The following is a 7785-nucleotide window of genomic DNA, read 5'->3' as shown; positions in this document are numbered from 1 at the left end:
GGGGGCCGAGGAGCCCGCGCCCCCCTTCGACCCCATGGCGGGGGGATTCCCCGTGCCGCCGCTGCCCGGCCAGAGCCTGCCGCCCGTGCCCCGGCGCCGGTCCCGCCAGGACCGGGAGCTGATTGTCAGTGGTGGGGTGGACACTCAGAGTGACCGAGAGGAGGCCGACGGTGTCTAGCGAGTCTTCCCGGGGGGACGCCCCCCGGGCCCCCTTCCAGAATCCCGTGGCCGGCTTCGGCGTGACCTTCAAGGCCATGTTCAAGAAGCGGCTGACCGAGCAGTACCCGGAGGAGAAGAAGCACACCGCGCCGCGCTTCCACGGCCGCCACCAGCTCAACCGCCACCCCGACGGCCTGGAGAAGTGCATCGGCTGCGAGCTGTGCGCCTGGGCCTGCCCGGCGGACGCGATCTACGTCGAGGGCGCGGACAACACCGACGAGGAGCGCTACTCGCCCGGTGAGCGCTACGGCCGCGTCTACCAGATCAACTACCTCCGCTGCATCCTGTGCGGCCTGTGCGTCGAGGCGTGCCCGACCCGCGCCCTGACGATGACCAACGAGTACGAACTGGCCGACGCCAGCCGCGAGTCGCTGATCTACACCAAGGAGCAGCTGCTCGCGGGCCTCGAGGACCGCATGGTCGACACCCCGCACGCGATCTTCCCCGGGATGACCGAACAGGACTACTACCGGGGCCTGGTGACGGGCGCCGCCCCGGGCACGGTCCGGCAGGTCGCGCTCTCCAAGGGGGAGCGTCCCCAGGACGAGGGGGTGGAGGCATGAGCCCCGTCGCCGCCGCCCCGTACCTGACGTCGACGGGCGAGGCCGTCCAGTTCTGGATCCTGGCGGTCGTCGCCGTGGCCGGCGCGCTCGGCGCGGTGCTGATGAGGAAGGCCGTGCACAGCGCGCTCTGCCTCGCCGGGACGATGATCGTCCTGGCGGTGTTCTACCTCGCCAACGGCGCCTATTTCCTGGGCATCGTGCAGATCGTCGTCTACACCGGCGCGATCATGATGCTGTTCCTGTTCGTGGTGATGCTCGTGGGCGTCACCGCCGCGGACTCGCTCAAGGAGACCATCAAGGGCCAGCGGCTGCTCGCCGGGCTGTGCGCGCTGGGCTTCGGCGTCCTGCTGGCCGCCGGCATCGCCAACGCCGCGCTGCGCGACTTCGACGGGCTGGGCCGGGCCAACGCCGGCGGCAATGTCCAGGGGCTCGCCGCGCTCCTCTTCACCAAGTACGTCTTCGCCTTCGAGATCACCGGCGCCCTGCTCATCACGGCCGCCGTCGGGGCGATGGTGCTGACCCACCGCGAGCGCACCGAGCGCGCCGCCACCCAGCGCGAGCTCGCCCAGGAGCGCGTGCGCGGCGGCAGGCAGCTGCCGCCCCTGCCCGCCCCCGGCGTCTACGCCCGGCACAACGCGGTCGACATCCCCGGCCTGCTGCCCGACGGCACGCCGTCCGAGCTCACCGTCAACCCCACGCTGCGCGCGCGGGGACAGATCCGCGACGTGTCGGGCGAGGCGCTCGCGGAGCTGGCGGCGCTGGAGCAGCGCTCGGAGGACTGGCTGGAGCGCGACCAGGGCCGCGCCGGGGCGCGCACCGAGGAGGGAGCCAAGTGAACCCCGTCAACTACCTCTATCTGGCGGCCCTGTTGTTCACCATCGGTGCCACCGGTGTGCTCATCCGGCGGAACGCGATCGTCATCTTCATGTGCGTCGAGCTGATGCTGAACGCCTGCAATCTGGCGTTCGTCACCTTCTCCCGGATGCACGGCAATCTCGACGGCCAGATCATCGCCTTCTTCACGATGGTCGTGGCCGCCGCCGAAGTCGTGGTGGGCCTCGCGATCATCGTGACGATCTTCCGGTCCCGCCACTCCGCCTCGGTCGACGACGCCGGCCTGCTGAAGCTGTAAGGGGACACTGACGGTGGAGAACCTCATCGGAACGCTCGTCCTGGTGCCCCTGCTGGGCGCGGGCGTGCTGCTGTGCGGCGGGCGGCGGCTCGACCGCGCGGGCCACTGGATCGGCACGCTCGCCGCCGCCCTGTCGTTCGTCATCGGCGTGGTGCTCTTCGCCGACATGCTGGGCCGCGGCGGCGAGGACCGCGAGCTGGCCGCGACCGTCTTCAGCTGGGTGCCCGTCGGCGGCTTCCGCGCCGACGTGGGCTTCCAGCTCGATCAGCTGTCGATGACCTTCGTCCTGCTGATCACGGGCGTGGGCTCGCTGATCCATCTCTACTCGGTCGGCTATATGGCCCACGACGAGCGGCGGCGGCGCTTCTTCGGCTATCTCAACCTCTTCCTCGCCGCGATGCTGCTGCTCGTCCTCGCCGACAACTACCTTCTGCTGTACGTCGGCTGGGAGGGCGTCGGCCTCGCGTCGTACCTGCTGATCGGCTTCTGGCAGCACAAGCCCAGCGCGGCCACGGCGGCGAAGAAGGCGTTCCTCGTCAACCGCGTCGGCGACATGGGCCTGTCCATCGCCGTGATGCTGATGTTCACCACCTTCGGGACCTTCGCCTTCGGGCCGGTGCTGGAGAACGCGGACAAGGCCGGCGAGGGCAAGCTGACGGCCATCGGGCTGGTGCTGCTGCTGGCCGCCTGCGGCAAGTCGGCCCAGGTGCCGCTGCAGTCCTGGCTCGGGGACGCGATGGAGGGTCCCACGCCGGTCTCCGCGCTCATCCACGCGGCGACGATGGTCACCGCCGGGGTGTATCTGATCACCCGCTCCGGGGCCATCTTCGACGCGGCGCCTGACGCCCAGACCGCCGTCGTCACGGTCGGCGCGGTGACGCTGCTCTTCGGTGCGATCGTCGGTTGTGCCAAGGACGACATCAAGAAGGCCCTCGCCGGCTCGACGATGTCCCAGATCGGCTACATGATCCTGGCCGCCGGGCTGGGCCCGGTCGGCTACCCCTTCGCGATCATGCACCTGGTCACCCACGGCTTCTTCAAGGCCGGCCTCTTCCTCGGGGCGGGCTCGGTGATGCACGGCATGAACGACGAGGTCGACATGCGGCGCTACGGCGGACTGCGCCGCTATATGCCCATCACCTTCGTCACCTTCGGCCTCGGCTATCTCGCCATCATCGGCTTCCCCGGCCTGTCCGGCTTCTTCTCCAAGGACAAGATCATCGAGGCGGCCTTCGCCAAGGGCGGCACCGAGGGCTGGATCCTGGGCGGCGCGGCCCTGCTGGGCGCGGCCATCACGGCGTACTACATGACGCGCGTGATGCTGCTGACCTTCTTCGGCGAGAAGCGCTGGCAGCCGGACGCGAACGGCGAGTTGCCGCACCCGCACGAGTCGCCCAGGACGATGACGATCCCGATGATCGTGCTCGCCGTGGGCTCGGTCCTCGCGGGCGGCCTGTTCAGCGTCAACGACGCCTTCCTGAAGTGGCTGGAGCCCGTCACCGGCCACGAGGAGGGCCACTCGCCCGTCAGCGCCGTGCAGGTCACCACGGCCACCCTGGTGGTCCTCTTCATCGGCGTGGCGGTCGCCTGGTCGCAGTACGGGCGCCGGCCGGTGCCGGTCACCGCGCCGCCCGGGAGCCTGCCGGTGCGGATCGCCCGCCGCGATCTGCTCCAGGACGACATCAACCACATCGTGCTGGTCCGGGGCGGCGAGCACCTGACCCGGAGCCTGGTCTACGTCGACCACACGCTGGTGGACGGCGTCGTCAACGGCACCGCCGCCGCCGTCGGCGGGCTGTCGGGCCGGATGCGCAGGCTCCAGAACGGCTTCGCGCGGTCGTACGCGGTCTCGATGTTCGGCGGTGCGGCGGTGCTCATCGCCGCGACCCTGCTGATGAGGGCGGTCTAGTCATGTCATTTCCCCTGCTGACGGCCACGGCGGCGGTGCCCGCGCTGGGCGCGGTCGCCACGGCCGCCGTCCCGGCCGAGCGGCGCGCGGCCGCCAAGTGGCTCGCGCTGGCCGTCTCGCTGGTCACCCTGGTGCTGGCGGCGGTGCAGCTCGTGCGCTTCGACCCGGACGCGAAGGGCCCGTTCCAGCTCACCGAGTCGCACGCCTGGATCGCCGAGTTCGGGGTCCGCTACGAGCTGGGTGTGGACGGCATCTCGGTCGTGCTGATCGGGCTGACCGCGCTGCTGGTCCCCTTCATCGTGCTCGCCGGGTGGCACGACGCCGATCCTCTGGAGACCCGCTCCTCGCGCTGGCGGCCCACTCAGGGCTTCTTCGCGCTGATCCTGATGGTCGAGGCGATGGTGGTGATCGCCTTCGAGGCCACCGACGTCTTCCTCTTCTACATCTTCTTCGAAGCCATGCTCATCCCGATGTACTTCCTCATCGGCGGCTTCGGCGACCGGGCGGGGGAGCGCGGCGAGGCGGAGAGCGCCACCCAGCGCTCGTACGCGGCGGTCAAGTTCCTTCTCTACAACCTCGTCGGCGGGCTGATCATGCTCGCCGCCGTCATCGGGCTGTACGCGGTCACCGCCGACCAGCTGGGCAGCGGTACCTTCTCCCTCGCGGAGATCGTCCAGGCGCGGGCCGCCGGGAAGCTGGAGTTCGCGACCGTCACCGAACGGGCGCTGTTCCTCGGCTTCTTCTTCGCCTTCGCCGTCAAGGCGCCGCTGTGGCCGCTGCACACCTGGCTGCCCAACGCCATGGGCGAGGCCACCTCGCCCGTCGCCGTGCTGATCACCGCGGTGGTCGACAAGGTCGGCACGTTCGCGATGCTCCGCTTCTGCCTCCAGCTCTTCCCGGAGGCGTCGAAGTGGGCGACGCCGGTGATCCTGGTGCTGTCGCTCATCAGCATCCTCTACGGGGCGCTGCTGGCCGTCGGGCAGCGGGACATCAAGCGCCTGATCGCCTACGCCTCGATCTCCCACTTCGGCTTCATCGTCCTGGGCATCTTCGCGATGACCACCCAGGGCCAGAGCGGCGCGACGCTCTACATGGTCAACCACGGGATCTCCACCGCCGCGCTGATGCTGGTCGCGGGCTTCCTGATCTCCCGGCGCGGCTCCCGGCTCATCGCCGACTACGGCGGGGTGCAGAAGGTGGCCCCGGTGCTCGCCGGCACCTTCCTGGTCGGCGGTCTGGCCACGCTGTCGCTGCCGGGGCTCGCGCCGTTCGTCTCCGAATTCCTCGTCCTGGTCGGCACGTTCAGCCGCTACCCGGCCGCCGGAATCGTCGGCACCCTCGGCATCGTGCTCGCCGCGCTCTACGTCCTCGTGCTCTACCAGCGGACGATGACCGGCCCGGTGCCCGAGTCCGTACGGGAGATGCCCGACCTGCGGGTGCGTGAACTGGCCGTCGTCGCGCCGCTGATCGCGCTGCTGCTCTTCCTGGGCGTCTACCCCAAGCCCGTGACCCAGCTCCTGGACCCGGCCGTCGCGCACACCATGTCGCAGGTCCACAAGAGCGATCCCCAGCCCGATGTGCGTACGAACGATGTGCGTGCGAACGATGCGGAGGCCGCCAAGTGAGCCACGCGGAAACTGTCCACAGCCTGTGGACACTGGCGGCGGCCGAGGCGCCGAAGAGGATCCCCGGCCCGCACATCGAGTACGTCCAGCTGTCCCCCACGCTGATCGTGCTCGGCGCCGCGCTCCTGGGCGTCCTCGCCGAGGCCTTCCTGCCGCGCCGGGTCCGTCACCCCGCCCAGCTCGCGCTGACGGCCGTCGGCCTGGCCGCGGCCTTCGCCGCCGTCGTCGCCCTGGCGGCGGGCGGCTACGCGTCGGACAAGTCCCATGTGGCGGCCATGGGCGCCATCGCCGTCGACGGGCCCGCGCTGTTCCTCCAGGGCACCATTCTCCTCGTCTCCCTGGTGGCCGTGTTCACCTTCGCCGAGCGCCGGCTCGACCCCGCGGCCGACGGCCGGCCCGTGGACTCCTTCGCCGCGCAGGCCGCCGCCGTGCCCGGCGGGGACGCCGAGCGGAAGGCGGTGGCGGCGGGCCTGGTCACCACCGAGGTCTTCCCGCTGCTGCTCTTCGCCGTCGGCGGCATGCTCGTCTTCCCCGCCGCCGACGACCTGCTGACGCTGTTCGTCGCCCTGGAGGTGTTCTCCCTCCCGCTGTACATCCTGTGCGGCCTGGCCCGCCGCCAGCGGCTGCTGTCGCAGGAGTCGGCCGTCAAGTACTTCCTGCTGGGCGCCTTCTCCTCCGCGTTCCTGCTCTTCGGGGTGGCGCTGCTCTACGGCTACGCGGGCACCGTCACCTACGCGGGCATCGCCGACGTCGTCGGCGGCACCACGCGGGTCATGGACCCGGCGCTCGCGGGGAGCACGGCCCATGACGCGCTGCTGCTGGTCGGCGGGGCGATGGTGCTGATGGGGCTGCTGTTCAAGGTCGGCGCGGTGCCCTTCCACATGTGGACGCCCGACGTCTACCAGGGCGCCCCCACGCCGGTCACCGGCTTCATGGCGGCGGCGACCAAGGTCGCGGCCTTCGGCGCGCTGCTGCGGCTGCTCTATGTGGTCCTGCCGGGCATGCGCTGGGACTGGCGGCCCGTGATGTGGGGCGTCGCGATCGTCACGATGCTCGTCGGCGCGATCGTGGCCGTCACCCAGACCGATGTGAAGCGGCTGCTGGCCTACTCCTCGATCGCCCACGCCGGCTTCATCCTCGCCGGTGTCATCGCGGCCACCCCCGACGGCGTCTCCTCGGTCCTCTTCTATCTGGCCGCCTACTCCTTCGTCACCCTGGGCGCGTTCGCGGTGGTGACGCTGGTGCGGGACGCGGGCGGCGAGGCGACCCACCTGTCGAAGTGGGCGGGGCTCGGGCGGCGTTCGCCGCTGGTCGCGGCGGTCTTCGCGGTCTTCCTGCTGGCCTTCGCGGGCATCCCGCTCACCAGCGGTTTCGCGGGGAAGTTCGCGGTGTTCAAGGCGGCCGCGCAGGGCGGGGCGGCGCCGCTGGTCATCGTCGGTGTGCTGTCCTCGGCGATCGCGGCGTTCTTCTACATCCGGGTGATCGTGCTGATGTTCTTCAGCGAGCCCAAGGCCGACGGCCCCACCGTCGCGGTGCCCAGCCCGCTGACGTCCTCGGCCATCGCCATCGGCGTCGCGGTCACCCTCGTCCTCGGTCTGGCCCCCCAGTACTTCCTGGAACTGGCCGGGCAGGCGGGCGTCTTCGTCCGGTAGCACCAGGACGCGACGGCGCCCGGCACCTCCCGCGAGGCGGGGTGCCGGGCGCCGTCGTACGCGGGTCAGCTCGCGGGCTTGACCGGGATGCCGGCCGGCAGGCCCGCGGGCTTGCCGTCGGCGCCCACGGCCTTGGTGAGGGTGTCCTCCTTGCCGGAGGCCCAGGCGATCGTCAGCGACTTGCCGTCGAAGCTCTTGACGGTGCCCTTGCTGTAGTCGGTGCTGCCGTCCTGGCAGTGGGTGATCTCCAGCGTGACGGGCTGCGCGTTGTCGACGACGTTGCCGGAACAGGCCGTCTTCCCGCTGAGCATCACCTTGTTGCCCGCGAACGACAGGATCAGCAGGCTCTGGTCGGACAGCTTGCCCTTGGACCAGCCGCCCTTGAGGTCGGCGGCCGAGACGCGCTGCGCGGGGGCGCTCGACGCCTCGCCGCCCGGCGTGGGCTTCCCGCTGTCGGCGGTCGCCGGGGCCGTGGCCCCGGTCTCCTTGCTCTTGTCGCCGCCCTTGTCGCTGCTGCTGCCGCAGCCGGTCATCAGCACAGCGGCCACCGCGGCCGCCCCCGTGATCTGTACTGCCTTGCGCACGTGCACCCTTTCCTTTGTCATGTCCCGACCCGGTGGGGCCGGGCACGACAAGCTAGCAGCACGCCCGTGGGTCAACCGCCCCCGCAGCCGCCCCCGCAGGC

Annotated in this window: 7 protein-coding genes and 1 pseudogene; 7 read left to right on the top strand and 1 reads right to left on the bottom strand. The window is 70.8% G+C overall.

Annotated features, from left to right (window positions below):
- The 7 genes and pseudogenes from K6I33_RS27985 to nuoN form a co-directional block, all read left to right on the top strand.
- A pseudogene (locus K6I33_RS27985) lies at positions 1-178 on the top strand (NADH-quinone oxidoreductase subunit H); the annotation flags it as partial.
- Positions 171-782, top strand: coding sequence for an NADH-quinone oxidoreductase subunit NuoI (gene nuoI, locus K6I33_RS27980; protein ID WP_229357320.1), 612 nt, complete (start codon positions 171-173; stop codon positions 780-782). The pseudogene K6I33_RS27985 and the gene nuoI, both read left to right, overlap by 8 nt.
- The gene (locus tag K6I33_RS27975; protein ID WP_229357319.1) at positions 779-1618 is read left to right on the top strand and encodes an NADH-quinone oxidoreductase subunit J; all 840 of its coding nucleotides are present in this window, start codon (positions 779-781) and stop codon (positions 1616-1618) included. The genes nuoI and K6I33_RS27975 overlap by 4 nt, the downstream gene beginning before the upstream one ends.
- Positions 1615-1914, top strand: a complete 300-nt coding sequence (gene nuoK / locus K6I33_RS27970; RefSeq protein ID WP_126914763.1) for an NADH-quinone oxidoreductase subunit NuoK — start codon at positions 1615-1617, stop codon at positions 1912-1914. Before K6I33_RS27975 ends, nuoK begins: the two co-directional genes overlap by 4 nt.
- Positions 1915-1927: 13 nt before the next feature.
- On the top strand, positions 1928-3823 hold the full coding sequence (gene nuoL / locus K6I33_RS27965; RefSeq protein ID WP_229357318.1) for an NADH-quinone oxidoreductase subunit L: 1896 nt from the start codon (positions 1928-1930) through the stop codon (positions 3821-3823).
- 2 nt (positions 3824-3825) lie between these two features.
- A complete protein-coding gene (locus K6I33_RS27960) occupies positions 3826-5448 on the top strand; it encodes an NADH-quinone oxidoreductase subunit M (RefSeq protein ID WP_229357317.1) in 1623 nt (540 codons plus the stop codon).
- Positions 5445-7100 carry an NADH-quinone oxidoreductase subunit NuoN gene (gene nuoN / locus K6I33_RS27955; RefSeq protein ID WP_229357316.1) on the top strand — a complete coding sequence of 552 codons (1656 nt, stop codon included), beginning with the start codon at positions 5445-5447 and terminating at the stop codon, positions 7098-7100. The genes K6I33_RS27960 and nuoN overlap by 4 nt, the downstream gene beginning before the upstream one ends.
- 65 nt (positions 7101-7165) lie before the next feature.
- Here the strand turns inward: nuoN and K6I33_RS27950 are convergent, their stop codons facing one another.
- A complete protein-coding gene (locus K6I33_RS27950; protein WP_229357315.1) occupies positions 7166-7684 on the bottom strand; it encodes a hypothetical protein in 519 nt (172 codons plus the stop codon).
- Between the last annotated feature and the right edge of the window lie 101 nt (positions 7685-7785).

This window comes from Streptomyces sp. UNOB3_S3 (assembly GCF_020740895.1).
In the GTDB taxonomy this organism is placed as follows: domain Bacteria; phylum Actinomycetota; class Actinomycetes; order Streptomycetales; family Streptomycetaceae; genus Streptomyces.
Note: the sequence above shows the minus strand (reverse complement) of the source record. Positions and strands in the feature narration are given on the sequence as shown.

Bases quoted from the DNA above. Each gene is read 5' to 3' on its own strand.
- K6I33_RS27975 (WP_229357319.1), top strand. From the start codon at position 779: ATGAGCCCCGTCGCCGCCGCCCCGTACCTGACGTCGACGGGCGAGGCC.
- K6I33_RS27960 (WP_229357317.1), top strand. From the start codon at position 3,826: ATGTCATTTCCCCTGCTGACGGCCACGGCGGCGGTGCCCGCGCTGGGC.